Source organism: Pseudomonas sp. CHM02, assembly GCF_000612585.1.
Lineage (GTDB): Bacteria > Pseudomonadota > Gammaproteobacteria > Pseudomonadales > Pseudomonadaceae > Aquipseudomonas.
This window is the reverse complement of sequence record NZ_JFCA01000034.1, coordinates 54,835-80,128: the sequence shown is the minus strand read 5'-3', so window position 1 is coordinate 80,128 and position 25,294 is coordinate 54,835. Positions and strand designations below refer to the sequence as shown.

Genomic DNA, 25,294 nt, shown 5'->3' with positions numbered 1-25,294 from the left:
CGGAGCAGTTATGGTTGATCGGCACGACTACGTGGCCCTCGAATGGGTCAAGGGCGACATTGCCGAAACCCTGAAACAGGCCCGTTCGGCGCTCGATGCGTACGTCGAAACCTCCGACGGCGACGCCATCACCGAGTGCCTGGTCGGCATCCACCAAGTGCATGGTGCGTTGCAAATGGTCGAGTTCTACGGCGCGGCCCTGCTCGCCGAGGAAATCGAAGAATTGGCCCTGGCCCTCCAAGCCGGTCACGTGAGCCAGCGCGACGAAGGCATCCGCCTGCTGCAACAAGCCCTCAACCAATTGCCGCTGTACCTGGACCGTGTGCACAGCGCCCGCCGTGACCTGCCGCTGGTGGTGTTGCCGCTGCTCAACGACCTGCGCAGTGCCCGGGGTGAAAGCCTGCTGTCGGAGACCAGTCTGTTCAGCCCGCAACTGCTGACGATCGTGCCGTTGCCCGATGAGGCCCTGGCCCAACGCACCGTGCCCGACCTCAAAGAGCAATTGCGCCAGTGGCACCAACTGCTGCAACAGGCCCTGGCCGGGCTGCTGCGCGAAGACCACGGTCCCAGCAACCTGGAAGACATGGCGCGGGTGTTCGCGCGCCTCGAAGCCTTGTGTCAGGGCGCGCCGTTGTTGCCGCTGTGGCAAGTCACCTCGGCGCTGGTCGAAGGCATGCTCACCGGCGTGATCGCCAACAGCCCGGCGTTGCGCAGCCTGCTCAAGGCCAGTGACAAACAACTCAAGCGCCTGCTGGCGCAAGGCATCGGCGGGATCAATCAACCGGCGCCGGATGAGCTGCTCAAGAGCCTGCTGTTCTATGTCGCCAAGGTCACCCGGCCGACGCCGCGCATGCAAAGCCTCAAGGAACGCTACGGCCTGGATGAAGCCTTGCCTGACAGTGCGGTGGTCGATGCCGAACGCGCACGCTTGGCCGGACCGGACCGCAACGCCATGGGCTCGGTGCTGGGGGCATTGTGTGAAGAACTGGTGCGGGTCAAGGAGCGCCTCGACTTGTTCGTACGCAGCGACCGTCAGCACACCAGCGATCTCGATGCATTGCTGGCACCGCTGCGGCAGATCGCCGACACCCTGGCGGTGCTGGGTTTCGGCCAGCCGCGCAAAGTCATCATCGACCAGCTTGCCGTGGTGCTGAGCCTGGCCCAGGGGCAGCGCGAGCCGAACGATGCGGTGCTGATGGACGTCGCCGGCGCGTTGCTCTACGTCGAAGCCACACTGGCCGGCATGGTCGGCACCGTCGAGCCGGAAAGCCGCGAAGACAGCCGCCTGCCCACCACCGACCTGACCCAGATCCACCAACTGGTGATCCGCGAATCCTGCCAGTGCCTCAAGCAAGCCAAGGAACTGGTGATCGACTGCATCGAAGCCGACTGGGACCGCCAGCGCATCGAGTCCTTGCCGGAGCTGCTGAGCCAGGTGCGTGGCGCCCTGGCGATGATTCCGCTGCCCCGTGCGGCGAGCCTGATGCGGGGTTGTACGGATTACGTCGACGAACAGTTGATGGGCAACGACGCGTCGCCGTCCGAGATGCAACTGGCGCATTTCGCCGACGTGATCAGCAGCCTTGAGTACTACCTCGAACGTATGCTCCAGGACCCCGATGCTGCAGGTGAACGGGTGCTGGAACTGGCCACCCAAGGCCTGGCGGCGCTGGGTTACCTGCCTGCCGAGAAACCCTGGCGCCAAGCCCTGGTTGCGCCGGACGGCGCACTGGCGGTGGAGGTCACGCCGAGCCAGTCGCAGTTCGACGCGCTGGCCAGCCCGACGTCGCGCCTGAACCCGCCGGCGCTGCAACGCCCAGGCAGCCTGCTGCCGCCTCCGGCCGATGAAGAACCCATCGACGATGAACTGCGCGAAGTCTTCCTTGAGGAGACCGACGAAGTCCTGGAGGTGCTGCACCGTTACCTGCCCAACAGCGCGGATAAAACCGCCCAGGGCGAAATGCGCCGGGCCTTCCACACCCTCAAGGGCAGCGGCCGCATGGTCCGTGCCCTGGTCCTGGCCGAGCTGGCCTGGGCTGTGGAGAACCTGCTTAATCGTGTACTGGAGCGCAGCGTGGTCCTGGGCCCCGAGGTGCAACAGGTGCTGGATGAAGCGGTGGCCCTTTTGCCGGAACTGGTGGCTGACTTTGCCACCGATGACCAACGCCAGCGCGATGAAGTCGACGCCCTGGCCGCCCGCGCCCACGCCTTGGCCAGCGGTACACAAGTACCGGCCGCCGAGCCCCATGACCCGATGTTGCTGGAGATCTTCCGCAACGAAGCCCAAAGCCATCTGGACAGCCTCAACCACTTCCTGCAACAGGCCGCCGAGCATGTACCGCTGCAAGTCAGCGATGAACTGCAACGCGCCCTGCACACGCTCAAGGGCAGCGCCTACATGGCCGGCGTGTTGCCCATCGCCGAGCTGGCGCGCCCGCTGGACCACCTCACCCGCGAATACAAGGCTCACCGCCTGCCGCTGGACCTGGACGAAGTGGAGTTGCTGCTCGAAGCCGAGGGCCTGTTCCAGCGCGGGCTGCGTGACCTGGACGGCGACCCCCTGGCGCCCATCAGAGGCGCACAGGACCTGATCAACCGTACCCAAAGCCTGCTGGACCACCAGCTTGAAGCATTGCTCGACGCCCCGACCACCGGCCTGCGCATCAAGCGCGACCCGCAACTGATCGCCAACTTCCTGGCCCGGGGCATGGACATTCTGCTCGACGCCGAAAGCCTGTTGCGCCGCTGGCAACAGCATCCCGGCGAACGCCAGGAACTCACCGCGCTGCTCGACGAACTGACCACCCTCGGGGAGGGCGCGCACGTCGCGGATTTGCACGCCATCGACGAACTCTGCGAAGCCCTGCTCGACCTCTATGGCGCGGTGGAGGAGAGCAGCCTCGCCGTGAGCGAGCGGTTTTTCCATGAGGCCGAGCAGGCCCATGAAGCGCTGATCAGCATGCTCGACCAACTGGCCGCCGGCCAGGAAATCAGTCCGGCACCGGCGCGGGTCGAAGCCCTGCGCGAACTGCTGGATGAAGCCCTCGACCCGTCCGCCACCGGCCTGATCAAAAGTGACGGCAGCCGGGTGCTGAGCATTTCCGAACTGGGCGCGGCCACGCAGCAGTTGGATCACGCCACCGCGATGGACGATGAGATCGTCGAGATCTTTCTCGAAGAAGCCGTGGACATCCTCGACAGCGCCGGGCAGTCGCTCAAGCGTTGGTTACTGGAACCCGACAGCGCCGCGCCGTTGTCGTCATTGCAGCGCGACTTGCACACCCTCAAGGGGGGCGCGCGCATGGCCGAAATCGGCCCGATTGGCGACCTGGCCCATGAGCTGGAATGCCTGTACGAAGGGTTGGTGGACCGTCGCTTCAGCTATTCCACCGAGCTGTCCCAAGTGCTGATGGCCAGCCACGAGCTGCTTGCCTTGCAGCTTGAAGAGCTACAGCATCACCAGCCCTTGAGCGACAGCGCCGAGCTGATTGCCAAGGTGCGGGCGTTGCGCCAAGGCAATGCGCCTGTCGCCCCGACCGCCGAGCCGCCAGCGTCCGGTGCCGACCCCGAGCTGCTGGATATCTTCCTCGAAGAGGCGGCCGATATTCTCGACAGTTCCAGTGCGGCGTTGTCGCGCTGGCAGGCCGAGCCCGGCAATCGCCAGGAGGTGGAAACCCTGCTGCGCGACCTGCACACCCTCAAGGGCGGTGCACGCATGGTCGAAATCGCGCCCATTGGCGACCTGGCCCATGAACTGGAGTTTCTCTACGAAGGCCTGTCCGCCGGTTTGCTTGCGCCGTCGCCGGAGCTGTTCGCGTTGCTGCAGGGCTGCCACGACCGATTGGCGCAGATGATCGACGCAGTGGCGGATGGCTTGCCGGTCGGCTCGGTGGACAAGCTTATCGAGCGCATCAAAAGCCTGGTGCACCCAAGCGTAGAGCCGGTAGCGCCGGTGGCGTTGCCTGCGGGCAAGACGGATGCCGTGGTGGACCCGGCGGCCGACATGGTGAAGATCTCTGCCGAGCTGCTCGACGATCTGGTCAACCTGGCCGGTGAGACTTCCATCTTCCGTGGCCGTATCGAGCAGCAAGTCAACGACGCACGCATTGCCCTCACGGAAGTGGAAACCACTATCGAGCGCATGCGCGACCAACTGCGACGTCTCGACACTGAAACCCAGGGCCGCATCCTCAGCCGCCAGCAAGCCGAGGCCGAGCGCCTGGGCTACGAAGAATTCGATCCGCTGGAAATGGACCGCCACTCGCAATTGCAGCAATTGTCCCGTGCGTTGTCCGAGTCCGCCTCCGACCTGCTCGACCTCAAGGACACCCTCGAGCGCCGCAACGAGGACGCCCACGGCCTGTTGCAGCAACAGGCGCGCATCAACACCGAGTTGCAGGAAGGCCTGATGCGCACGCGCATGGTGCCGTTCGAGCGCATGCTGCCGCGCCTCAAGCGCATCGTGCGCCAAGTGGCCGGGGAGTTGGGCAAAGACGTGGAGTTCATCGTCGGCAATGCCGAGGGCGAGATGGACCGCAACGTGCTGGAGCGCATGGCCGCGCCGCTGGAGCACATGCTGCGCAACGCTGTCGACCACGGCCTGGAGTCCCGTGATGCGCGGCTGCTGGCTGGCAAGCCCGAGAAAGGCCGCATCACCCTGGACCTGACCCACGAGGGCGGCGACATCGTCTTCGACATGCGCGACGACGGCGCCGGTGTACCGCTGGAGGCCGTGCGCCGCAAGGCGATCAAGCGTGGCCTGCTCGCCCCGCATCAAGAGATCAGCGACCGCGATGTGTTGCAGTTCATCCTGCAGCCGGGGTTCTCCACCGCCGAAAAGATCACGCAGATTTCCGGGCGCGGCGTGGGCATGGATGTGGTGCATGAAGAAGTGCGTCAGCTGGGTGGCTCGATGGTCATTGATTCGACGCCGGGCGAGGGTGTGCATTTCCGTATTCGCTTGCCGTTCACCGTGTCGGTCAACCGCGCGCTGATGGTGCAATGTGCGGACGACCAGTACGCGATTCCGCTCAACACCATCGAAGGCCTGGTGCGGGTGCTGCCCCATGAGCTGGCGGGGCACTATCAGCAGGATCCGCCGAGTTATGAATACGCCGGCCAGCGCTATGAGCTGTTCTATCTGGGCGACCTGTTGCACACCGTGAGCCGCCCGAAACTGCTGGGCCAGTACCAGCCGGTGCCGGTGCTGTTGGTGCAGTGCAATGAGCTGCGCGTGGCCATCCATGTGGACGCCATGGCCGGCACGCGGGAGATTGTGGTCAAGGGCCTGGGCCCGCAGTTTGCCGGTGTGCAGGGCCTGTCGGGCGCGACGATTCTGGGCGATGGCCGCGTGGTGTTGATCATCGATTTGCTCGCACATATTCGTGCACGCCAGCCGGCCTTGCCGGCCCAGTCGGTCGATGCACCGCTGATCCTCAACGACCCATTGAAAAAACGCCCGTTGCTGGTGCTGGTGGTGGACGACTCCGTCACCGTGCGCAAAGTCACCAGCCGCCTGCTGGAGCGCAACGGCATGAACGTGCTCACCGCCAAAGACGGCATCGACGCCCTCGCCGTGCTCGAAGAACACACCCCGGACCTGATGCTGCTCGACATCGAAATGCCGCGCATGGACGGCTTCGAAGTCGCCACCCAAGTGCGCAACGACCCCCGGCTGATGCGCCTGCCGATCATCATGATCACCTCGCGCACCGGCCAGAAACACCGCGACCGCGCCATGGCCATCGGCGTCAACGACTATCTCGGCAAGCCGTACCAGGAATCGGTGCTGCTCGAAAGCATCGCCTACTGGAGCAAGTCCCATGCTTGACCACCGCACCAGCCAACTCACCGGCCTGCTCCTGCCCTTGGCCGACCGCCACCTGGTGCTGCCCAACGTCGCCATCGCCGAGCTGATCGACTTTCAGCGCGGCGAGCCGGCCAGCGATGCACCGCCGTGGTATCTGCGGCAAGTGACCTGGCGCGATCGGCAAATCCCGCTGATCAGCTTCGAAGCGGTATGCGGCGAAGCGAGTGTGACCGGCGAACGCTCGCGGATCGTGGTGTTGAATGCATTGGGTGGGCGGCCGACGTTGAAGTTTATTGCGCTGGTGATCCAGGGCATTCCGCGTTCGTACAAGCTCGACAGTGAGTTGAGCTATGTGGACGTGCCGCTGTGCCCGCTGGAACTGGCGGCGGTGCAGGTGGGCGAGCATGTGGCGAAGGTGCCGGACCTCATGGGGTTGGAAGCCTTGCTGGTCGAATCTGGTCTGGCGTAAATCTCTGTAGGAGCCGGCTTGCCGGCGATGACGGTCTGCCAGCCCACTCATTAACAACTGACCCACCGCTATCGCTGGCAAGCCAGCTCCTACAGGGGATTGTGCGTGCCTTTAAGCCTCAATCAATCCGCGCAAACCGCTCAATCACCGGCTGCTCCCGATGCTCGGCCTGCCACAAGTCGTAGGCGCTTTGCATCGACAGCCATAACTGCCCAGTGCTCACACCTGCCCGCTCAAGCCGCACCGCCAAGTCAGGACTGACAGGCGCACGCCCATGCAAAATCCTCGAAAATGTCTCACGGGCGAAACCCAGGCGCCGGGCCATTTCGGTGATGGTGATGTTCAGGGCAGGGATTACATCTTCAAGCAGGATTTCACCTGGGTGAGGGGGGTTGTGCATGCCCATATCGATACCTCTACTCAGTGGTAATCAAGATAATCAACCAGTTCGACTTGGTCGTCGAACATCCGAAAAGTGATGCGCCAGTTACCACTAATGCTGACAGACCAATAGTCGATCAGGTCGCCATTCAACCGATGGAAACGCCAACCAGGCAAGTTCAGTGCCTCTGGACGTTCGGCTTTGTCCAGAATGAACAGAACGCGGCGTAAGCGCTTTGCATGATTTGCGTTGATTCCACTGGTCGAGCCTGTCTCATAGAAGACCCTGAGACCTTTGTGTTTCCAGCTGACGATCATGGCGCGATTGTGATGTGATACATCACGCTCTGCAATGGCCTTGCATCGGTTTTAACGGTCGGCTTCATGATGTCTGTCCGCGGAACGATTCGGAGCGGAAAGGCTAGAGACACAGGTTCCGAGCAACAACCTGAAACGCTGTCAGAACATTCCTTGTTGCTTGTCGGGACGATAATCGTAGGTAGGGCTCGGACTGATAGCGTGTCTGAAATTTCTGTAAGTCTCACCTTCGTATTTTTACTGATTTTTGAGTGCTAGTTTTCATCGCTCAGCCCCATCAGCAAGGATTCGCAAATGGCCGTCCCTCCCATACCTTCGGGCGTTTCGCTGCAAGACAATATCGCCTTGGCCAACAACCGCAGGATGCATTTGAAGCCTGGTTCGGCCTTCGCCTATTCGTGGTTTTACTCACAGGTTCGGGGGCGTGGCCCTTGGGATTACAAACAGAAAAGCCGTGAGTACGAGGCGTTCGGTAACTTCAACTACGGCGTTACCGGCATTGTGCTGGGTATTCCGGAGAGTGTGCTGTTGAGAGCGGCTGGTGCGGCGCAAAAGGCAGCAGGGACTTCTCGGGCGGAGTTCGGAGACTGGTGGGGCGATGCGCCGTATGGTGATGATCACAGTGACCAGCATTGGATCAAGGAGGGTATCGAATATGCCAGAGCTCAAGGGTATTAAGTGGCCGGTCCAGGGCTTGTTCAATGGGCTGCTGGTGGTGTGTCTCGGGTACTTGGGTGTTGGTTGGTTGATGAGCCCAGGTCCACCGGAATTGGATGAGGTTGTGCTCAAGTATTCCCTGAATAACGGGAGCTCCATTTACGGTGCGCGAAACAATCAGGGTGGCGCTACGGTGGGCTTTTCCTACCTGTACTACGTCCACAAGGATCTGGGGAATGATCGGGAAATACTCACGACATTGGTGTCGGCACACCCTTTTCTGAAAACCAAAGAGCCGGATGTTCAAGTTACCCGGCAGGGGGGCCTTATCCGCCTCACTGTTCGAGGTGAGGTTTATGAGTACCGTAGTTACCCGCTCGAAGGTTTAGGGGCTGTGAGACTAGACATGAGGTTATAGGTCGGCAGGCTCTCGGATTTTTCCTGCAAGATTTTGGGCTGTGCATGAACTTGTCGCGTGCCGTCAGCGCGCCTAGTCTTCGTTCTGTCATCGCAAAAAACGGTGACACGGACGTGCAAGTCCGGTTACATATCGGCGCACCAACGCCCATAGCCATCCAACGGGCGTTTTTTATGCCTGCTGTATTTGTTATGGCGGCTGTGCGTGGGAGACCCTTCGGGGTCTGCCGGGGTCCGATATGCCCGGTCTTGCACACCTGCGCACAGCTGCCACCTTATTCGCGTGCAAGCGGAAGAGGGCGGTCTCCATCACATATCGGAGCTGTAAATCATGGTCAAACCTACCCCCAATCCGCCCCTCTTCACCGTAAACCCGCACGAAAACACCGAAACCCTGCTGGTCAACGCCAGCGAAACCCTGTCCTCCCTCAACGCACTCACCTGCAATCTCGCTTTCGACCTGGACACCTCCCAGCGCGCGATCATGCTCGGGATTCAGCAAATGGCAGAGTTGGGTCAGTTGTTGGTCGATAGAGCATTGGAGCAAGTCAGCCCATCGCCAGCCTCTTGAAACGGTCCCAAACAGGGACTGATCGTTCCCTGATTGGGACCGCTATTTAACAAACACCATCGATCAAATGTGGGAGCTGGCTTGCCTGCGATGGCGGAGTACCAGTCGACTTATCGCCAGATGACACACCGCTATCGCAGGCAAGCCAGCTCCCACATTTTGATGTGCATCAGGCTCACGATCAGCATTCGCAGGGGCTTCGTTACCCCAACCGTAACGATCCAACGCCCAGCTTGATTGATGGCCCTCTGAATCACTCCTAAGGTACAGCCCACGACAGCAAACCCGTGGAGCGACCATGACAACAACAATAACCCCCGACTCACGCTGGACGCGGCGGCGCGACGAGAAGCAGCGGCGGCTCGGGCTGGTCAAACAATACGCAGACGGCGCGGTGCTGCCCAGCGACAGGATCGTCGAGGCGCTTGAGGCGTTGATCCTCCCCGGCGACCGCGTGGTGCTGGAAGGCAACAACCAGAAACAGGCCGATTTCCTCTCGCGCTCCCTGGCCAAGGCCAACCCCGCCAAACTCCACGATTTGCACATGATCATGCCCAGTGTCGGCCGTTCCGAGCACCTGGACCTGTTTGAAAAAGGCATCGCCCGCAAGCTGGACTTCTCCTTCGCCGGCACCCAATCCCTGCGTATCAGCCAGTTGCTCGAAGACGGCCTGCTGGAAATCGGCGCGATCCACACCTACATCGAACTCTATGCGCGGCTGGTGGTGGACCTGATCCCCAACGTCGTGCTTTCCGCCGGTTTCATGGCCGACCGCGCCGGCAATATCTACACCGGCGCCAGCACCGAAGACACCCCGGCGCTGATCGAGCCCGCCGCGTTCAGCGATGGCATCGTGATCGTGCAGGTCAACCAGTTGGTGGACGACGTCACCGATTTGCCCCGCGTCGACATTCCGGCAAGCTGGGTGGATTTTGTGGTGGTGGCCGACAAGCCGTTCTACATCGAGCCGCTGTTTACCCGCGACCCGCGCCACATCAAGCCGGTGCATGTGCTGATGGCGATGATGGCGATCCGCGGCATCTACGAAAAACACAATGTGCAGTCGCTCAACCACGGCATCGGTTTCAACACTGCCGCCATCGAGCTGATCCTGCCCACCTACGGCGAATCCCTGGGCCTCAAGGGCAAGATCTGCCGCAACTGGACCCTCAACCCGCACCCCACGCTGATCCCTGCCATTGAAAGCGGCTGGGTGGAAAGCGTGCATTGCTTCGGCACCGAACTGGGCATGGAGCACTACATCGCCGCGAGGCCGGATGTGTTCTTCACCGGCCGTGACGGCTCGATGCGCTCCAACCGGATGTTCTGCCAACTCGCCGGCCAATACGCGGTGGACCTGTTTATCGGCGCCACCCTGCAGGTCGACGGCGACGGCCATTCCTCCACCGTGACCCGTGGCCGACTCGCCGGTTTTGGTGGCGCACCGAACATGGGCCACGACCCACGCGGCCGGCGCCACGGCACGCCGGCCTGGCTGGATATGCGCCACGACGATGCCCCGGAAGCGCTGCTGGAACGTGGCAAAAAACTCGTGGTGCAAATGGTCGAGACCTTCCAGGAAGGCGGCAAACCCACTTTCGTCGAGACGCTCGACGCGGTGGAAGTGGCGCGCAAAAGCGGCATGCCGCTGGCACCGATCATGATCTACGGCGATGACGTCACCCACCTGCTCACCGAAGAGGGCATCGCCTACCTGTACAAGGCGCGCTCCCTCGAAGAGCGCCAAGCGATGATTGCCGCTGTCGCAGGTGTCACGGCGATTGGCATGCGCCATAACCCCAAGGACACCGCGCGCATGCGCCGCGAAGGCCTGATCGCCTTGCCCGAAGACCTGGGGATTCGCCGCACCGACGCCACCCGCGAGCTATTGGCCGCCAAGAGCGTGGCCGACCTGGTGGAGTGGTCCGGTGGCTTGTACAACCCGCCCGCCAAGTTCAGGAGTTGGTAAATGCGCGCCCTCAAACTGCATGAACTCAGCCTTGCGGATCGCCTGGCCGATATGGCCGTCGATGCGCTGATCGATGAAGCGGACCTGTCGCCCAAACCCGCGTTGGTGGACCGGCGTGGCAACGGCGCCCACAGCGATTTGCACCTGGGCCTGATGCACGCCTCGGCGTTGTCGCTGTGGCCGATGTTCAAGGAAATGGCCGAGGCGGCGATTGAATTCGGTGAAGTCGGTCTGCCTCTGCGCGAAGCCCTCGGGCGTATTGGCCGTGAGGGTGAGCAAGCGATGCTAATCACCACTAACGGCGTGAATACCCACCGCGGCGCGATCTGGGCGCTTGGCTTGATCACCGCTGCCGCCGCCCTGGCACCCCGCGCCATCACGCTGACTGCGGCCAGACTGGCCCTGCTCAACGACCGCTACGCCCCCCAGCCCATGAGCCACGGTGCTCAAGTCGCCCAACGTTACGGCGCACGCGGCGCTCGTGAAGAAGCGCAGCTGGGCTTCCCCTCCGTGGTGCAACGCGGCTTGCCGCAGCTGCACCGAAGCCGCCAGCAAAACGCCGGCGAACAGAACGCGCGCCTGGACGCCTTGCTCGCGATCATGACGGACCTGGCCGACACCTGCGTGCTCTACCGCGCCGGCACCGAAGGCCTGCACGCGATGCAACGCGGGGCCCAGGCCGTGCTGGATGCAGGTGGCAGCGCAACCCTCGCCGGTCGCCGCCAACTGCACGCACTGGATCACCAACTGCTGGCCCTGAATGCCTCCCCCGGCGGCGCCGCCGACCTGTTGGCCGCCTGCCTGTTTATCGACCGCCTCGACGGAGCGTTGTGATGGAAACCTTATCCTTTGAATTCCCCGCCGGGCAGCCCCCCAAAGGCCGTGCGCTGGTGGGTTGCGTCGGCTCGGGCGACCTGGAAGTGCTGCTGGAACCCGGCACGCCGGGCACCCTGACCATCCAGGTGCAGACCTCGGTGAATGGCGCCGAGCAACGCTGGCAGCATCTGTTCGAGCGGATCTTCCAGGAGCAGACCCCGCCGGCCTTGAACATTGATATCCACGACTTCGGCGCCACCCCCGGCGTGGTGCGCTTGCGCCTGGAGCAGGGTTTCGAGGAGGTCGGCCATGACTGACTTACTCGCCAAACACAGCTTCGTTGAACTGGGCGCTCGGCAGCGTGCCAAGGCTTTGCTGGACGCCGGCTCCTACCGCGAATTGATCGACCCGTTCCAGCGCGTCATGTCGCCGTGGCTCAGCCGCCAAGGCGTGGTGCCCCAGGCCGATGACGGTGTGGTGATCGCCAAGGGCAGCATCGACGGCAAACCTGTCGTCATTGCCGCCATCGAAGGCAACTTCCAGGGCGGCAGCCTCGGCGAGGTGGGCGGCGCGAAAATCGCCGGCGCGCTTGAGCTGGCGGCCGAAGACAATCGCAAGGGCATTCCAACCCGCGCTGTGTTGCTGCTGGAAACCGGCGGCGTGCGCTTGCAGGAAGCCAACCTGGGCCTGGCCGCCATCGCCGATATCCACGCCGCGATCGTCGACCTGCGCCAGTACCAGCCGGTGGTCGGCGTGGTAGCCGGCAGCGTCGGTTGTTTTGGCGGCATGTCCATCGCGGCCGGGTTGTGCAGTTACCTGGTGGTCACGCGCGAAGCCCGCCTGGGCCTGAATGGCCCGCAAGTGATCGAACAGGAAGCGGGGCTTGAAGAGTACGACTCCCGCGACCGGCCTTTCATCTGGAGCCTTACGGGCGGTGAGCAACGCTTCAACAGCGGCTTGGCCGACCGTTATGTAGCGGACGATGTGGCCGAGATTCAACAGACCGTCAGTGCATTGCTGCAACAAGGCCGGCCCACCCAACAACGCAGCCGCCAGGCCGCGTACTACCTGGCGCGCCTGGCCGAACTGGACGCCACGGCGCAGATCGACCCGGCGACGGTACGCGCGCTGTTTCAAGGAGAACGCTCATGAGAGGTTTGCAGTGGTTCAACGCATTGAGCGCGGGTGCGACGCCTGTCGAGGGGTTGCCGAACTCTCTGAGAGTGGCTGACGGGCTGTTGGGCGAGCAGGCCGTGCGCTTTATCGCCGTGGTCACTGACGCGCAAAACCGCTTTGCGCGTGCGCGTAATGGCGAAGTCGGTTTGCTCGAAGGTTGGGGCCTGGCCAAAGCAGTGGATGAAGCCATCGCCCGAGGCGACAAACGCCCGATCATCGCCATTGTCGACGTGCCCAGCCAAGCCTATGGCCGGCGCGAAGAAGCCCTCGGCATCCACCAGGCCCTGGCCGCCGCTGCCGACAGCTACGCCCGTGCTCGCCTGGCCGGGCACCCGGTGATTGCGCTGTTGGTAGGCAAGGCCATGTCCGGCGCATTCCTTGCCCACGGCTACCAGGCCAACCGCCTGATCGCCCTGCGCGACCCTGGCGTGATGGTGCACGCCATGGGCAAGGCTTCGGCCGCGCGGGTGACCCTGCGCAGCGTTGAAGAGCTGGAAGCCCTGGCCGCGAGTGTGCCGCCGATGGCCTATGACATCGACAGTTATGCCAGCCTCGGCTTGCTCTGGGAGACCTTGTCGGTCAGCCAGATCGAACAGCCCACGGCGCAGGATGTGGCGCGGGTCAGCGATTGCCTGGCACAGGCGATCAAGGATATCGGCAGCACCGACTTGAGCGGGCGCCTTGGTGCGACCAACCGTGCAGCCTCCAGCCACGTACGCCAGTTGCTGCGGGAGCAATGGTGAACGCCCACGACTTGCTCTGGGGCATGACCCCGGCGCACCTGCCTGCCGACGCGCCGACCTGGGCGGTGGAGGCGATCGGCGCGGGGCAGCCCGTGGTGGTGCGTCGCGCCATTGCCGAGCCGGGCTATGTGGCGGTCGGTGTGCGCGGGCGCTTGCGGGAGCAGCGCTTGGCGGCGCAGATGCCGGTGTCGGCGGTGCAGCGGCGTGTGACGCCGGAAGCCTTGCGCGGTGTTGTTTCACCACGGGATTTGCCGGCGTTGCGAGCGCTCGCAGCCCTGCGGCCGATGCTGGCTCAGGAGACATGGGGCGTCACCGGCAGCGCCGGCTTCGAATTGGCCAGCGGGGTCGAAGCGCTGCATGAGCAGAGTGATCTGGATTTGATCCTGCGCACGCCCGAGCCGTTGGCTCGAGGTGATGCAGAAGACCTGTTGGCGATTCTTGAAACGGCTGAGTGCCCCGTGGATCTGCAGTTGCAAACGCCATTTGGCGCTGTTGCCCTGCGCGAATGGGCGAGTGGTTCACGCCGCGTGTTGCTCAAAACCGCCAGCGGTGCGCACCTGGTGCTGGATCCTTGGCAGGCCTTGGCATGAGCAGCCTTCTGGTGTTCCCGGGGCAGGGCGCCCAACGGCCGGGCATGCTCCAACAGTTGCCCGTGGAGGTGTTGGAGCAAGCCAGTGATGCATTGGGCGAAGACGTGCTGACGCTCGACTCGGCGCAAGCCCTTGAGTCGACCCGCGCTGTGCAGCTGTGCCTGTTGATCGCCGGCGTGGCCCACGCTCGCCGCCTGCAACACTCCCCGGACTACGTCGCGGGCCTGTCCATCGGCGCCTACCCGGCGGCGGTGATCGCCGGTGCACTGGACTTCGACGACGCCCTCAAACTCGTCAGCCTGCGCGGCGAGCTGATGCAAAACGCTTATCCACAGGGTTACGGCATGACCGCTCTGATCGGCCCTGCGTTATCCACCGTCGAAAGCATGCTGGCCGATATACACAGTGCTGAAACCCCGGTGTACCTGGCCAATATCAACGCCGACAACCAGACCGTGATTGCTGGCAGCAACGCGGCCATGCAGCGTGTCGCAGAACGCATCAAAGGCAACGGCATCGCCAAGCGCCTGGCCGTCAACGTGCCGTCCCATTGCGCGCTGCTGGAAGCGCCTGCCCAGGCGCTGGCGCAAGCCTTCGTGCCGCTCAAGGCGCCGCGCATCACCTACCTGAGCAGCACCCGCGCGCGGCCCATTCACAACCCCGAGCAACTGCGCGACGACCTGGCCTTCAACATGTGCCGCGTCGTCGACTGGCGCGGCACCGTGCAAAGCGCCTATGAGCGCGGCGTACGCCTGCAAATCGAACTGCCTCCGGGCGCGGTGCTCACCGGCCTGTCGCGACGGGTGTTTGAACAGGGCACGGTGATCGCCTGCGAAGGCGCACGCCTGGACACCTTGCAGGCCCTGCTGCAAGAGGAGGAACGCCGCCACCGATAAAGCACCACCCAAGGCTTTCGAAGCACAAAAACAACAATTTCGATCGAGCACTTTGAGGACAACAACAATGATTATCTACGGTGTGGCGTTTCTGGCGCTGTGTACCTTGGCCGGCTTGTTTGTCGGTGAACTGCTGGGCAAATGGATGGGCATCCCGGCCAACGTCGGTGGCGTGGGGATTGCCATGTTGCTGTTGATCGGCCTGGGCAGTTACCTGGGCAAGCGTGGGTTGTTTACGGGTAAGTCAGAGCAGGGCGTAAGCTTCTGGGCCGCGATCTACATTCCGATTGTGGTGGCCATGGCCGCCCAGCAGAACGTGTATGGCGCCATCAGTGGCGGGCCCATGGCGATTCTGGCCGGAACACTGGCAGTGGTGCTGGGCTTTGCCCTGGTGCCGGTGCTGGTGCGCATCGGCAATCGCGAGCCGAGCGCGGTTGTTCCCACCAAAGAAGCCGGGTGATCGCCATGTACGAATCGATAATGAAAGTGATCACCGGCTATGGCCTGATCAGTGGTTTCGCCGTAATTGGCCTGACCATGTGGGTCTCCTATTGGATTTCCGACACCTTCACCAAGGGCCGCCTGCACGGTTCGGCGATTGCCATCCTGTTGGGGCTGGTACTTTCTTATGTTGGCGGTGCGTTTACCGGTGGTTCGAAAGGCGTGGTGGATATCCCGTTGTTGTCGGGCATCGGCCTGTTGGGCGGGGCGATGCTGCGGGACTTTGCCATTGTCGCTACGGCCTTTGGCGTGAGTGTCGATGAGCTCAAGCGCGCGGGCTATGTCGGGGTACTCGCGTTGTTTGTCGGCGTGGGCTCGTCCTTTGTCGCCGGCGTCGGCGTGGCCATGGCGTTCGGCTACACCGATGCCGTAAGCCTCACCACCATTGGTGCGGGTGCCGTCACCTACATTGTCGGCCCGGTTACCGGCGCGGCGATTGGGGCCAGTTCCGAGGTGATGGCGCTGTCCATCGCCGCCGGGTTGATCAAGGCGATCCTGGTGATGGTGATGACGCCCTTCGTGGCGCCCCTGATCGGCCTGAACAACCCGCGCAGCGCGGTGATCTTCGGCGGCTTGATGGGCACCTCCAGCGGTGTGGCTGGCGGGCTGGCGGCAACCGACCCGAAACTGGTGCCGTATGGCTGCCTGACCGCAGCGTTCTATACGGCGTTGGGTTGTTTGCTGGGGCCTTCGCTGCTGTTTCTGCTCATGCGCGGCCTGGTCGGCTAGTCGCTACGGTTGGCGTACATCCGACACTCCGCCAACAACGCGAGCAAGTTCGGGTCACGTTCCTTGGCTTTCAGGAACACCACCCCGATATGCTGCTGCAACCGATACCTGGGTTGCAGCGGTATCAACTTCACGCGGTTCTCGTACACCGCCGCAATCCGCCCCGGCAGCAGCGCATAACCCACGCCCGAGCTGACCATGCTCAGCAGCGTGAAGATGTCATTGACCTGCATCGCCACCTTCGGCTCGAACCCCGCCTGCTTGAACACGCGATTGCCATCCTGGTGCGTGGCGAAGCCTTGGGTGAGGGTGATGAAGGTGGCGTCGCGCACGTCGGCGAGGTCGATCTCCCGCTCACGGTCGAAGGGGGAATCAGCCGGGGTGGCGAGGAAGATATCATCGGAAAACAGCGCAATCTGCTCGCAGTCGGGGTCGTTGGCGTGTTCGTCCAGGGAGATGAGGATCGCGTCCACTTCCATGTTCTTGAGCTTGTAGAGCAGGTCGAAGTTGGAGCCCAGGATCAGGTCGATATTGAGTTCGCTGCGGCGGATCTTCAGGCCCATGATCAGTTGCGGCACGGTCTTCACGGTCAGCGAATACAGCGAGCCCAGCTTGAAGCGCTCGGCAGAGAACCCGGCGGCTTCGCGGGTAAGGCGCACGCTGTCGACCACATCGGCGACCAGTTTTTGCGCGCGCTCTTCCAATACGTAGGCGCTTTCCAGCGGCGTGAGGTTGCGCCCTTCGTGTTTGAACAGCGGGCAGCGCAGGGCGTTTTCCAGGGAGTGGATGGCGCGGTGCACGCTGACGTTACTGGTTTGCAGCTCGGCGGCGGCGCGGGTCAGGTTTCCGGTGCGCATGAACGCCAGGAAGATTTCCAGTTTCTTGAGGGTGAATTCTTCGTCGATCAGCATGGCCGGGGCTCTTGTTCGAATGCGGTCGATTGTGCCCCTAAAACCAGTTCACTCCCAGCCATGCACTGCACAGGCCCAGCACCACGCCGAGGACGATCAGCCAGATCGCATTCAGCCGCGTGTAATACACCGCGGCGGCGCTGGCCAGGGTCAGCACCAGGCTGGTGGCGTTGCTTTCCAGGCTGTTCATCAGGATGTAGCTGGCGGCGAGGATCAGGCCGATGGAGATCGGCAGCAGGCTGCGTTTGACCCGCTGCACCCACGGCGTTTCGGTATGGCGCTCCAGCCAGCCGGCGCCGATGTAGGTGAGCACCGAGCACGGCACCAGCTTGGCCAGCAGTGCGACCAGCGCGCCGGGCAGGCCGGCGGCTTGCTGGCCGATAAACACCAGCAGCATGCCGTTCGGCCCGGGCAGGGCCTGGGACAGGGCGAAGAACGCGACGAATTGTGCGTCGGTCAGCCAGTTCATGTCGTTGACGGAGTAGCGGTGGATATCGCCGATGGCAACCATGTTGCCGCCGATCGACATCAGCGACCACAGCGAGCATTGGATCATCAGGTGCAGGAGGGTGGCTTGCATCAGCGGGCCACCTTGCGGGTGTCGATGAACCCCAGCGCCAGCGAACTGGGGATGCAGATCAACAGCACCATCCACAGCGGCAGCACCAGGATCGCCATCAACACGAAAGTCATCAGGAACGCGACGTAGTTGGCGACGGTCCTGGGCATGGCCTTGAGCAGGCGCAGGGTCGTGCCGAGAATCAGGCCGGTGGCAATCGGCATGACTGCGCCGAAAATCTGCTGGACCACCTCATGGGTCCACCACTTTGTATAGGCGAAGCCGGCGAGCACGGTGATCAGCGAGGGGAACAGGTACAACCCGCACACTGTCACAACCGCACCTGGCAAGCCATGCAGCCGTCGGCCGTAGATGATGCCGACGTTGGCAATGTTGGGGCCGGGGAAGAACTGGCCGGTGGTCAGCAGTTCATTGAACGCCTGTTCGCTGACCCAACGCCTGCGGTCGACCATCATCTGCCGCGCCCAGGGCATCACGCCGCCAAAGCCGAACAGACCGACCATGGCAAAGTTGTAAAACAATTGCCATAGGCTGGGTGGCGGCACGTCGGGTTCAAGTTCGGGCATGGTCAATACCAATAATCGGGGCGCACGCTCCCCTTGTAATTGGAGCCGGCCGCTGGATCGCCGCAAGGCTCAAGGGCCTCATTGCCGGCAAGGAGGGTGTGAATCATCCGATGGGCAGTGGTGTTAGAGCAAATGAAGAAAGGTTGTTACCTGATAGTGAGTGACTGGCGTCAGAATGCTCAAGGTGATAACGGTTATTCGAGGTGAGTGACACATGTATCACGGGGAACGATTCAACGCCTGGAGCCATTTGCTCGGGGCGGTTGCGGCCAGTATTGGCGCGGTATGGATGTTGGTGGTGGCGAGCCTGGACGGCAGCCCCTGGAAGATCGTCAGCGTGGCGATCTATGGCTTTACCTTGATGGTGCTGTACAGCGCGTCCACCGTGTACCACAGCGTGCAGGGGCGCCGAAAAGAGATCATGCAGAAGGTCGATCACTTTTCGATCTACCTGTTGATTGCCGGCAGCTACACGCCGTTTTGCCTGGTGACCTTGAGAGGGCCGTGGGGCTGGACACTGTTCGGCATCGTGTGGGGGCTGGCGGTGATCGGGATTTTGCAGGAGATCAAGCCGCGCTCCGAGGCGCGCATCCTGTCGATCGTGATCTATGCGGTGATGGGCTGGATCGTGCTGGTGGCGGTCAAACCGTTGATTGCAGCACTGGGCACGGCGGGGTTTATCTGGTTGGCTTCAGGCGGGGTGTTGTACACCGTCGGCATTATCTTCTTTGCCCTGGAGGACCGCCTGCGGCATTCCCATGGCATCTGGCACCTGTTCGTAATCGGCGGCAGCCTGCTGCATTTCGTGGCGATCATGCACTACGTCCTGTAGGAGCCGGCTTGCCGGCGATGGCTGCCTTGAATCCTCCGCAAGGCATCGGGCCTCATCGCCGGCAAGCCGGCTCCGTTACAAGCGTTGCAGCAGGTCACGGGCGCGGTGGCCGAGGATGTCGAGCAGGTTGGCCAACATATGCGGCGGCGGCTCATCGGCGCGGGTCAGGGCGTACAGGGTAATTGGCAGCGGCGGTGTGAGCGGGCGGATGCAGGTGGTGGCGGTCGAAGCACCGAGGGCGGTGAAGGGATCGATCACCGTCAAGCCGGCTCCGGACTCCACCATCGCGCGCGCCAGGGAATAGGTTTGCACCGAGATCGTGACCCTGGGCGGTGGGTCGACGTTTTCCAGGTAGCTGTCGAGTTTCGCCGCCAGCGGGTCGGCGCTGGAAAGACCGATCAACGGCGCGCCCGCCAGGTCCGCCAAGGGCAAGGGTTTGCTCAGTTCGTCTTGCGGCCAATAGCCTTTGGACGCCAACGCCACCAGCACTCCATTGGCCAGCACCTGCGTGGTCAGCCCTGGATGGCCGGAGAAGTTGAGAGTCAGCGCCAGATCAATCTCACGCATCAGCAGCTTCTGCACCAGTTCGCGGCTGTGGTCGCTGGACAGCTCGCAGGCCATGTCCGGGTAGTCGCGCTTCCACTCCAGCACCGCCGGCGGCAGCAGCGACAGGGCCAGCGCCGGGATCGCGCCGATGCGCACACTCTGGCCCGGTGCACGGCGCAAGCTCTTGGCCAGGCGGCGTACGCCTTGCAGGCTTTCGGTGACTTTCTCCACTTCGCGCTCCAGCGCCAGGGCTTCCGGCGTGGGCTGCAACTTGCCGCGCACGCGCAGGAACAGGGGGAAGCCCAACTGCAGTTCGGCGTGCTGCAGCACCTTGGTGACGGCGGGCTGCGACACGTGCAGCAACTGCGCAGCCGCACTGACGGAGCCGGTCTGGCGGATGGCCTGGAAGATTTCGATATGACGCAAGCGCATGGCAAGCCCATAACCTTTGTTTATAGGTGGCCCATCTTTATTCATTGTCGGTGACGTGTCACCTGCCTCTAGGCTTGAGGCCTCTGGATTCAACGGCGGGCAGCGAAGATGGTGTGCATCATTGGCGGTGGGGTGATTGGTCTGGCCAGCGCATATGCGTTGGTGCGTGCAGGTCATGAGGTGACGGTGATCGATGCGCGCGAGACCCTGGGCAGTGAAACCAGCTTCGCCAACGGCGGGCAACTGTCCTATCGCTACGTGGCACCGCTGGCCGATAAAGGGGTACCGCTGCAGGCCATTGGCTGGTTACTGCGCGGTGACTCGCCGCTGAAACTGCGCCCGCGCCTCGACCCCCAGCAATGGCGCTGGATGACGGCGTTCCTCGGCGCCTGCCGTGGCTCGGTGAACAAACGCAATGCCGCCCACCTGCTGCGCCTGGCGACCCTCAGCCAGGACACCTTGCAGCAATGGCGCGACGATGATCACCTGGACGGCTTCGACTGGCGGCGCAACGGCAAGCTGGTGACCTTCCGCAACGCCAGCTCCTTTGAACAGGCGCGCAGTAAGGTTACCAATATCCTTCAACAGCAGGTGCTGTCGGCCGCCGATTGCGCCCGCCTGGAGCCGGCGCTGGCCGGCGGTGGTTTCGTCGGCGGGATCTATACGCCCAACGAAGAGGTCGCCGATTGTCACGCGTTCTGCCAGCGGTTGGCGGCGCGGCTGGAGGCATCAGGGCGCTGCACTTTTTTGTTGGGGCGCAAGGTCACCGGGATTCGTCACGCTGACACAGCTGTGCAGGCTATCGAACTGGGCAGCGAGGTGATGCCGGTAGAGCATCTGGTGCTGGCGGCCGGGCATCGCAGCGCCGAGTTGGCGTTGCCTGGATTGTCACTGCCGCTGTATCCGCTCAAGGGGTATAGCCTGAGTGTGCCGATTGGCGAGCAGCACCGGGCGCCGAACGTCAGCATCACCGACTACGACCGCAAGATCGTCTATGCACGCATCGGCGAACAGCTTCGGGTAGCGGCCATGGTGGATATTGTCGGTTTCGACACCCGCCTGGAGCCCAAGCGCCTGGCGCTGATGAAACGCCAGGCGCTGGAGACATTTGCGCTGGCCGGCGATTATGCCCAGGCGGTGGAGTGGGCCGGCATGCGCCCGGCCACCCCAACCGGTGTGCCGCTGATTGGCGCCAGTGTCTACCGCAACCTGTGGCTGAACCTGGGGCACGGTGCGCTGGGTTTTACACTGGCCTGTGGCAGCGGCCAATTGCTCGCCGAATTGATTGGCCGGCAAACCCCTTCCATTGATATGCAGGGCCTGACACCCCGCGCTGCGTGACCACTCACAACCCGAAAACCAACGGAGCATAACAATGAAAAGAATCCTGTTGACCGGCTGCACCCTGGGGCTTTTGCTGGGGGCACAGGCCCATGCGAGTCCAGCGGTGCTGGAGGGCACGCTGGGCAAGATCGTCAGCGCCAAGTCCATAACCTTGGGCTATCGCGATGCGTCGGTGCCGTTTTCCTACGTGGGGGATCACAGTGGCAAGCCCATGGGCTATTCAGTGGAACTGGCGGACAAGATCGTCGAACGTATCCAGCAGAAAACCGGGGTGGCAACGCTTAGGGTGAAATACAACCTGGTGACATCGCAGACGCGTATCCCGCTGGTGCAGAACGGTACCGTCGACCTCGAGTGCGGCTCCACCGGGGTGACGGCCGAGCGCCAGAAGCAGGTGGCATTTTCCTACGGTTTCATTTACGTGAAGGGACAACTGCTGACGGCCAGGGACAGTGGCATCCAAGGCTTCTCCGACCTTGCGGGCAAGAACGTGGTGACCACCGCCGGCACGACCAATGAGCGCTATCTCAAGCGCTACAACGTCGAGCATAAAGCCAATATCTCGGTGATCAGCGCCAAGGATCACGGCGAGGCGTTCAAGATGCTCGAGACTGGTCGTGCGGTAGCGTTCTACATGGATGACGCGTTGCTCTATGGCGAACGCGCCAAGGCCAAGGACCCGCATAAGTGGGTGGTGGTGGGCGAGGAGCAGTCGCGGGAGATCTACAGCTGCATGGTGCGCAAGGACGACCCGCAGTTTCTGGCGGTGGTCAACGAGACGCTCGGCGACCTGTACCGCAGTGGCGAGATCAACGGGATTTACCAGCGCTGGTTTGAACAGCCGATCCCGCCCAAGGGCTTGAACCTGGAATTTCCGATGACCAGCGAGTTGAAGGCGATCATTGCCAAACCGATCAGCGATCCGGTGGAGTAAACCCTAGAAATCGCCCCACAGCTGCTGGGCGACGGCCAGCGCCACCACCGGCGCCGTCTCGGTACGCAACACCCTTGGGCCGAGGCGGGCGGCGTGGTAGCCGGCGGCTTGGGCGGTTTCGACTTCAGGGTCGGTCAGCCCACCTTCAGGCCCGATCAGGAACGCCAGGCTCGACGGCTTGGCGTGGCTGACCATCGGCTCGGCCACCGGGTGCAGCACCAACTTCAAATCCGCCTCGGTCTGCTTCAACCATTCTGCCAGCAGCAGCGGTGGGTGAATCACCGGCACTGTGGAGCGCCCGCATTGCTCGCAGGCGCTGATGGCTACCTGGCGCCAGTGCAGCAGGCGTTTGTCGGCGCGTTCATCCTTGAGGCGCACTTCGCAGCGCTCGCTGAAAATCGGCGTGATCGCGTTGACGCCCAGTTCGGTGGCTTTCTGAATCGCCCAATCCATGCGCTCGCCGCGGGACAGGCCCTGGCCGAGATGGATATGCAGCGGTGATTCGGTCTGGCCGGCGAAGTGTTGCGTGAGTTGCACGGTGACGCGCTTCTTGCCGACTTCCAGCAGGCTGCCCAGGAACTCCTGGCCGGAACCGTCGAACAATTGCACGGCATCGCCTTCGCCCATGCGCAGCACACGGCTGATGTAGTGCGCCTGGGCTTCGGGCAGTTCATGGTCGCCGAGGCTCAGCGGGGTGTCGGTAAAAAAGCGGGACAGTCTCATTTCTGTTCTCTGGAAAATAGGAGCGATGACAAATCCCTGTAGGAGCCGGCTTGCCGGCGATGGCGGCTGTAAGCTCGCTGCAAGGCGTAAAGGCCTCATCGCCGGCAAGCCGGCTCCTACAAGGGGGCTAGCCTGGGTCGCGGAAATCGGGGTGGAAATTGTCTGGAACGGCAACACTGACCTTGCTGTTGGTGGCGATATCGATGCCTTCGCTGGCGACTTTGGCGAGGAAGTCGATCTGCTCCGGCGTGATCACATAGGGCGGCAGGAAATACACCACGCTGCCCAATGGCCGCAACAGGGCACCCCGCTCCAGGGCATGCTCGAACACCTTCAGGCCGCGACGTTCCTGCCATGGGTAGGCGGTCTTGGTGGCTTTGTCCTGGACCATCTCGATGGCCAGCACCATGCCGGTCTGGCGCACTTCCGAGACGTGAGGGTGATCCACCAGGTGCGCGGTAGCCGTGGCCATGCGCTGGGCCAGGGCCTTGTTGTTCTCGATGACGTTGTCTTCTTCGAAGATATCCAGGGTCGCCAACGCTGCCGCACACGCCAGCGGGTTGCCGGTGTAGCTGTGGGAATGCAGGAAGGCGCGCAGGGTCGGGTAGTCGTCGTAGAAGGCGCTGTAGACATCTTCAGTGGTGACCACGGCCGCCAGCGGCAGGTAGCCGCCGGTCAGGGCCTTGGACAGGCACAGGAAGTCCGGGCGGATACCGGCCTGTTCGCAGGCGAACATGCTGCCGGTGCGGCCAAAGCCTACGGCGATTTCGTCGTGGATCAGGTGCACGCCGTAGCGGTCGCAGGCTTCGCGCAGCAGCTTGAGGTACACCGGGTGGTACATGCGCATGCCGCCGGCGCCCTGGATCAGTGGTTCGACGATCACGGCAGCGACGGTGTCGTGGTTGTCCGCCAGGGTTTGTTCCATGGCCAGGAACATAGTGCGCGAATGTTCTTCCCAGCTCATGCCCTCGGGGCGCAGGTAGCAGTCCGGGCTCGGCACCTTGATGGTGTCGAGCAGCAGCGCCTTGTAGGTCTCGGTAAACAGCGGCACGTCGCCCACTGACATCGCGGCGATGGTTTCGCCGTGGTAGCTGTTGGTCAAGGTGACGAAGCGCTTCTTGTTCGGCAGGCCACGGTTGAGCCAATAGTGAAAGCTCATCTTCAGCGCGACTTCGATGCACGACGAACCGTTGTCGGCGTAGAAGCAGCGGGTCAGGCCTTCGGGCGTCATCTGCACCAGGCGTTCGGACAGCTCGATCACCGGCTGGTGGCTGAAACCGGCGAGGATCACGTGCTCCAGCTGGTCGACCTGGTCCTTGATGCGCTGGTTGATGCGCGGGTTGGCGTGGCCAAACACGTTGACCCACCAGGAACTGACGGCATCGAGGTAGCGCTTGCCTTCGAAGTCTTCCAGCCAGACGCCTTCACCGCGCTTGATCGGAATCAGCGGCAATTGCTGGTGGTCTTTCATCTGGGTGCAGGGATGCCACAGTACCGCAAGGTCGCGTTGCATCCACTGGTTGTTCAAGCCCATCGGTTATCTCCTCGAAGCGGTCCTGCGGCTGGCGCAGGTAAAACAATCGCGCAAGCCTATGCAATGGACGGCTGTGTCACAAGCTATTACCCATGAATTCGCGGTAAACACAGGACGGTCTGTCACGTTTCTTAGGAATAGTCCTTAATCCTTCGTTAACTTACTGTGCATACGCTCCAGATCGTATTTCTCGATATTTCAAAGCGAAATTTTCCGCTTTAATTCGATAGGTAAATCGCTAGTCTTGGGCACAGCTCTTACGGGATTTGGGACATGCAGCTACGTAATTCATCGGCCCGCTATGGTTGGGTCAGCATTGTTTTGCACTGGGGCGTGGCCCTGGTGGTGTTTGGTTTGTTCGCCCTGGGCTTGTGGATGGTCGGTCTCGACTACTACAGCGCCTGGCGCAAAGACGCGCCGGACCTGCACAAGAGTATTGGCATCACGCTGTTCGCCATCATGCTGGTGCGTATTGTCTGGCGCCTGGTGAGCCCACCGCCGCCCGCGCTGGCCAGCTACAGCCGCATGACCCGTATCGGTGCTGCATTTGGCCATGCGTTCCTTTATCTCGGGTTGTTTGCCGTGATGATCGCCGGTTACCTGATTTCCACCGCAGACGGTGTCGGTATCCCGGTGTTTGGCCTGTTTGAGATTCCTGCCGTGGTTTCCGGGCTACCGGACCAGGCAGACAACGCTGGCCTCGTGCATCTGTACCTGGCCTGGGTGTTGGTGGTCTTCGCCGGCTTGCATGGCGTGGCTGCATTGAAACACCACTTTATCGATCGTGATGCGACCCTCACGCGAATGCTGGGGCGCAAAGCCTGATGTTCAACCTCGACTCACAAGGAAT

General features: G+C 62.6%; 25 protein-coding genes. 17 read left to right on the top strand and 8 right to left on the bottom strand.

Annotation, left to right across the window (positions count from 1 at the left end; all coding sequences use genetic code 11):
• The first annotated feature begins 10 nt into the window (after positions 1-10).
• Both BM70_RS0120380 and BM70_RS0120375 read left to right on the top strand, forming a co-directional pair.
• A complete protein-coding gene (locus BM70_RS0120380) occupies positions 11-5,830 on the top strand; it encodes an Hpt domain-containing protein (protein WP_025857703.1) in 5,820 nt (1,939 codons plus the stop codon).
• Entirely contained in the window at positions 5,823-6,278 is a 456-nt protein-coding gene (locus BM70_RS0120375) for a chemotaxis protein CheW (protein WP_010207210.1), read from the top strand. Before BM70_RS0120380 ends, BM70_RS0120375 begins: the two co-directional genes overlap by 8 nt.
• 118 nt (positions 6,279-6,396) lie before the next feature.
• Here BM70_RS0120375 and BM70_RS0120370 read toward each other — a convergent pair whose 3' ends face one another.
• On the bottom strand, positions 6,397-6,684 hold the full coding sequence (locus BM70_RS0120370; protein WP_025857702.1) for a HigA family addiction module antitoxin: 288 nt from the start codon (positions 6,682-6,684) through the stop codon (positions 6,397-6,399).
• A gap of 14 nt (positions 6,685-6,698) precedes the next feature.
• On the bottom strand, positions 6,699-6,977 hold the full coding sequence (locus tag BM70_RS0120365) for a type II toxin-antitoxin system RelE/ParE family toxin (RefSeq protein ID WP_025857701.1): 279 nt from the start codon (positions 6,975-6,977) through the stop codon (positions 6,699-6,701).
• A gap of 294 nt (positions 6,978-7,271) precedes the next feature.
• Here BM70_RS0120365 and BM70_RS0120360 point away from each other — a divergent pair, with 294 nt between their 5' ends.
• The 11 genes from BM70_RS0120360 (at position 7,272) to madM (ending at position 16,042) form a co-directional block, all read left to right on the top strand.
• Positions 7,272-7,655: a polymorphic toxin type 44 domain-containing protein gene (locus BM70_RS0120360; RefSeq protein ID WP_025857700.1), complete on the top strand. Its 384-nt coding sequence runs from the start codon at positions 7,272-7,274 to the stop codon at positions 7,653-7,655.
• A 727-nt stretch (positions 7,656-8,382) separates the two neighbouring features.
• A complete protein-coding gene (locus tag BM70_RS0120350) occupies positions 8,383-8,622 on the top strand; it encodes a DUF6124 family protein (RefSeq protein WP_025857698.1) in 240 nt (79 codons plus the stop codon).
• Positions 8,623-8,920: 298 nt separating this feature from the next.
• Complete coding sequence (gene mdcA / locus BM70_RS0120345) at positions 8,921-10,591, top strand: malonate decarboxylase subunit alpha (protein ID WP_025857697.1); 1,671 nt, start codon at positions 8,921-8,923, stop codon at positions 10,589-10,591.
• Positions 10,592-11,425 (top strand): triphosphoribosyl-dephospho-CoA synthase, encoded by an 834-nt coding sequence (locus tag BM70_RS0120340; RefSeq protein ID WP_025857696.1) that lies wholly within the window; start codon positions 10,592-10,594, stop codon positions 11,423-11,425.
• Positions 11,425-11,724: a malonate decarboxylase subunit delta gene (locus tag BM70_RS0120335; protein ID WP_025857695.1), complete on the top strand. Its 300-nt coding sequence runs from the start codon at positions 11,425-11,427 to the stop codon at positions 11,722-11,724. The genes BM70_RS0120340 and BM70_RS0120335 overlap by 1 nt, the downstream gene beginning before the upstream one ends.
• Positions 11,717-12,559, top strand: a complete 843-nt coding sequence (locus tag BM70_RS0120330) for a biotin-independent malonate decarboxylase subunit beta (RefSeq protein WP_025857694.1) — start codon at positions 11,717-11,719, stop codon at positions 12,557-12,559. Before BM70_RS0120335 ends, BM70_RS0120330 begins: the two co-directional genes overlap by 8 nt.
• Positions 12,556-13,326: a biotin-independent malonate decarboxylase subunit gamma gene (mdcE, locus tag BM70_RS0120325; protein WP_025857693.1), complete on the top strand. Its 771-nt coding sequence runs from the start codon at positions 12,556-12,558 to the stop codon at positions 13,324-13,326. Before BM70_RS0120330 ends, mdcE begins: the two co-directional genes overlap by 4 nt.
• Positions 13,320-13,916: a malonate decarboxylase holo-ACP synthase gene (locus BM70_RS0120320; protein WP_025857692.1), complete on the top strand. Its 597-nt coding sequence runs from the start codon at positions 13,320-13,322 to the stop codon at positions 13,914-13,916. Before mdcE ends, BM70_RS0120320 begins: the two co-directional genes overlap by 7 nt.
• Positions 13,913-14,812 (top strand): malonate decarboxylase subunit epsilon, encoded by a 900-nt coding sequence (mdcH, locus tag BM70_RS0120315; RefSeq protein ID WP_025857691.1) that lies wholly within the window; start codon positions 13,913-13,915, stop codon positions 14,810-14,812. The genes BM70_RS0120320 and mdcH overlap by 4 nt, the downstream gene beginning before the upstream one ends.
• A gap of 67 nt (positions 14,813-14,879) precedes the next feature.
• Complete coding sequence (madL, locus tag BM70_RS0120310; protein WP_025857690.1) at positions 14,880-15,272, top strand: malonate transporter subunit MadL; 393 nt, start codon at positions 14,880-14,882, stop codon at positions 15,270-15,272.
• A 5-nt stretch (positions 15,273-15,277) separates the two neighbouring features.
• Positions 15,278-16,042, top strand: a complete 765-nt coding sequence (gene madM / locus BM70_RS0120305) for a malonate transporter subunit MadM (protein ID WP_025857689.1) — start codon at positions 15,278-15,280, stop codon at positions 16,040-16,042.
• Here the strand turns inward: madM and BM70_RS0120300 are convergent.
• The 3 genes from BM70_RS0120300 to BM70_RS0120290 are packed head-to-tail and all read right to left on the bottom strand — an operon-like array spanning position 16,039 to position 18,099.
• Complete coding sequence (locus BM70_RS0120300; protein WP_025857688.1) at positions 16,039-16,953, bottom strand: LysR substrate-binding domain-containing protein; 915 nt, start codon at positions 16,951-16,953, stop codon at positions 16,039-16,041. The genes madM and BM70_RS0120300 overlap by 4 nt on opposite strands.
• A 37-nt stretch (positions 16,954-16,990) precedes the next feature.
• Complete coding sequence (locus tag BM70_RS0120295; protein ID WP_025857687.1) at positions 16,991-17,533, bottom strand: chromate transporter; 543 nt, start codon at positions 17,531-17,533, stop codon at positions 16,991-16,993.
• On the bottom strand, positions 17,533-18,099 hold the full coding sequence (locus BM70_RS0120290) for a chromate transporter (RefSeq protein ID WP_025857686.1): 567 nt from the start codon (positions 18,097-18,099) through the stop codon (positions 17,533-17,535). Before BM70_RS0120290 ends, BM70_RS0120295 begins: the two co-directional genes overlap by 1 nt.
• A 214-nt stretch (positions 18,100-18,313) precedes the next feature.
• Here BM70_RS0120290 and BM70_RS0120285 point away from each other — a divergent pair, with 214 nt between their 5' ends.
• Positions 18,314-18,931 carry a hemolysin III family protein gene (locus tag BM70_RS0120285; RefSeq protein ID WP_025857685.1) on the top strand — a complete coding sequence of 206 codons (618 nt, stop codon included), beginning with the start codon at positions 18,314-18,316 and terminating at the stop codon, positions 18,929-18,931.
• A gap of 75 nt (positions 18,932-19,006) precedes the next feature.
• On the opposite strand, the gene BM70_RS0120280 is transcribed toward BM70_RS0120285, so the two are convergent.
• Positions 19,007-19,909, bottom strand: a complete 903-nt coding sequence (locus BM70_RS0120280; RefSeq protein ID WP_025857684.1) for a LysR family transcriptional regulator — start codon at positions 19,907-19,909, stop codon at positions 19,007-19,009.
• A gap of 108 nt (positions 19,910-20,017) precedes the next feature.
• Between BM70_RS0120280 and BM70_RS0120275 the strand changes: the two genes are divergently transcribed.
• Both BM70_RS0120275 and BM70_RS0120270 read left to right on the top strand, forming a co-directional pair.
• Positions 20,018-21,250 (top strand): D-amino acid dehydrogenase, encoded by a 1,233-nt coding sequence (locus tag BM70_RS0120275; protein ID WP_025857683.1) that lies wholly within the window; start codon positions 20,018-20,020, stop codon positions 21,248-21,250.
• A 34-nt stretch (positions 21,251-21,284) separates the two neighbouring features.
• Positions 21,285-22,187 (top strand): transporter substrate-binding domain-containing protein, encoded by a 903-nt coding sequence (locus BM70_RS0120270; protein ID WP_025857682.1) that lies wholly within the window; start codon positions 21,285-21,287, stop codon positions 22,185-22,187.
• Between the two features lie 3 nt (positions 22,188-22,190).
• Here the strand turns inward: BM70_RS0120270 and BM70_RS0120265 are convergent, their stop codons facing one another.
• Together BM70_RS0120265 and BM70_RS0120260 are read right to left on the bottom strand one after the other, a co-directional pair.
• Positions 22,191-22,910 carry a 16S rRNA (uracil(1498)-N(3))-methyltransferase gene (locus BM70_RS0120265; protein ID WP_025857681.1) on the bottom strand — a complete coding sequence of 240 codons (720 nt, stop codon included), beginning with the start codon at positions 22,908-22,910 and terminating at the stop codon, positions 22,191-22,193.
• 127 nt (positions 22,911-23,037) lie between these two features.
• Positions 23,038-24,444 (bottom strand): adenosylmethionine--8-amino-7-oxononanoate transaminase, encoded by a 1,407-nt coding sequence (locus tag BM70_RS0120260; RefSeq protein ID WP_025857680.1) that lies wholly within the window; start codon positions 24,442-24,444, stop codon positions 23,038-23,040.
• 273 nt (positions 24,445-24,717) lie between these two features.
• On the opposite strand from BM70_RS0120260, the gene BM70_RS0120255 reads away from it, so the two are divergent.
• Positions 24,718-25,269 (top strand): cytochrome b, encoded by a 552-nt coding sequence (locus BM70_RS0120255; protein WP_025857679.1) that lies wholly within the window; start codon positions 24,718-24,720, stop codon positions 25,267-25,269.
• Positions 25,270-25,294 lie beyond the last annotated feature (25 nt).

Excerpts from the sequence above, each read along its gene's own strand:
- BM70_RS0120365 (WP_025857701.1), bottom strand. The coding sequence starts at position 6,977 with ATGATCGTCAGCTGGAAACACAAAGGTCTCAGGGTCTTCTATGAGACA.
- mdcE (WP_025857693.1), top strand. The coding sequence starts at position 12,556 with ATGAGAGGTTTGCAGTGGTTCAACGCATTGAGCGCGGGTGCGACGCCT.
- BM70_RS0120330 (WP_025857694.1), top strand. The coding sequence starts at position 11,717 with ATGACTGACTTACTCGCCAAACACAGCTTCGTTGAACTGGGCGCTCGG.
- BM70_RS0120335 (WP_025857695.1), top strand. The coding sequence starts at position 11,425 with ATGGAAACCTTATCCTTTGAATTCCCCGCCGGGCAGCCCCCCAAAGGC.
- BM70_RS0120295 (WP_025857687.1), bottom strand. The coding sequence starts at position 17,533 with ATGCAAGCCACCCTCCTGCACCTGATGATCCAATGCTCGCTGTGGTCG.
- BM70_RS0120270 (WP_025857682.1), top strand. The coding sequence starts at position 21,285 with ATGAAAAGAATCCTGTTGACCGGCTGCACCCTGGGGCTTTTGCTGGGG.
- mdcH (WP_025857691.1), top strand. The coding sequence starts at position 13,913 with ATGAGCAGCCTTCTGGTGTTCCCGGGGCAGGGCGCCCAACGGCCGGGC.
- BM70_RS0120370 (WP_025857702.1), bottom strand. The coding sequence starts at position 6,684 with ATGGGCATGCACAACCCCCCTCACCCAGGTGAAATCCTGCTTGAAGAT.
- BM70_RS0120285 (WP_025857685.1), top strand. The coding sequence starts at position 18,314 with ATGTATCACGGGGAACGATTCAACGCCTGGAGCCATTTGCTCGGGGCG.
- BM70_RS0120320 (WP_025857692.1), top strand. The coding sequence starts at position 13,320 with ATGGTGAACGCCCACGACTTGCTCTGGGGCATGACCCCGGCGCACCTG.
- BM70_RS0120300 (WP_025857688.1), bottom strand. The coding sequence starts at position 16,953 with ATGCTGATCGACGAAGAATTCACCCTCAAGAAACTGGAAATCTTCCTG.
- BM70_RS0120290 (WP_025857686.1), bottom strand. The coding sequence starts at position 18,099 with ATGCCCGAACTTGAACCCGACGTGCCGCCACCCAGCCTATGGCAATTG.
- BM70_RS0120350 (WP_025857698.1), top strand. The coding sequence starts at position 8,383 with ATGGTCAAACCTACCCCCAATCCGCCCCTCTTCACCGTAAACCCGCAC.
- madL (WP_025857690.1), top strand. The coding sequence starts at position 14,880 with ATGATTATCTACGGTGTGGCGTTTCTGGCGCTGTGTACCTTGGCCGGC.
- BM70_RS0120360 (WP_025857700.1), top strand. The coding sequence starts at position 7,272 with ATGGCCGTCCCTCCCATACCTTCGGGCGTTTCGCTGCAAGACAATATC.
- BM70_RS0120265 (WP_025857681.1), bottom strand. The coding sequence starts at position 22,910 with ATGAGACTGTCCCGCTTTTTTACCGACACCCCGCTGAGCCTCGGCGAC.
- madM (WP_025857689.1), top strand. The coding sequence starts at position 15,278 with ATGTACGAATCGATAATGAAAGTGATCACCGGCTATGGCCTGATCAGT.
- BM70_RS0120340 (WP_025857696.1), top strand. The coding sequence starts at position 10,592 with ATGCGCGCCCTCAAACTGCATGAACTCAGCCTTGCGGATCGCCTGGCC.
- BM70_RS0120280 (WP_025857684.1), bottom strand. The coding sequence starts at position 19,909 with ATGCGCTTGCGTCATATCGAAATCTTCCAGGCCATCCGCCAGACCGGC.
- BM70_RS0120260 (WP_025857680.1), bottom strand. The coding sequence starts at position 24,444 with ATGGGCTTGAACAACCAGTGGATGCAACGCGACCTTGCGGTACTGTGG.
- BM70_RS0120375 (WP_010207210.1), top strand. The coding sequence starts at position 5,823 with ATGCTTGACCACCGCACCAGCCAACTCACCGGCCTGCTCCTGCCCTTG.
- mdcA (WP_025857697.1), top strand. The coding sequence starts at position 8,921 with ATGACAACAACAATAACCCCCGACTCACGCTGGACGCGGCGGCGCGAC.
- BM70_RS0120275 (WP_025857683.1), top strand. The coding sequence starts at position 20,018 with ATGGTGTGCATCATTGGCGGTGGGGTGATTGGTCTGGCCAGCGCATAT.
- BM70_RS0120255 (WP_025857679.1), top strand. The coding sequence starts at position 24,718 with ATGCAGCTACGTAATTCATCGGCCCGCTATGGTTGGGTCAGCATTGTT.
- BM70_RS0120380 (WP_025857703.1), top strand. The coding sequence starts at position 11 with ATGGTTGATCGGCACGACTACGTGGCCCTCGAATGGGTCAAGGGCGAC.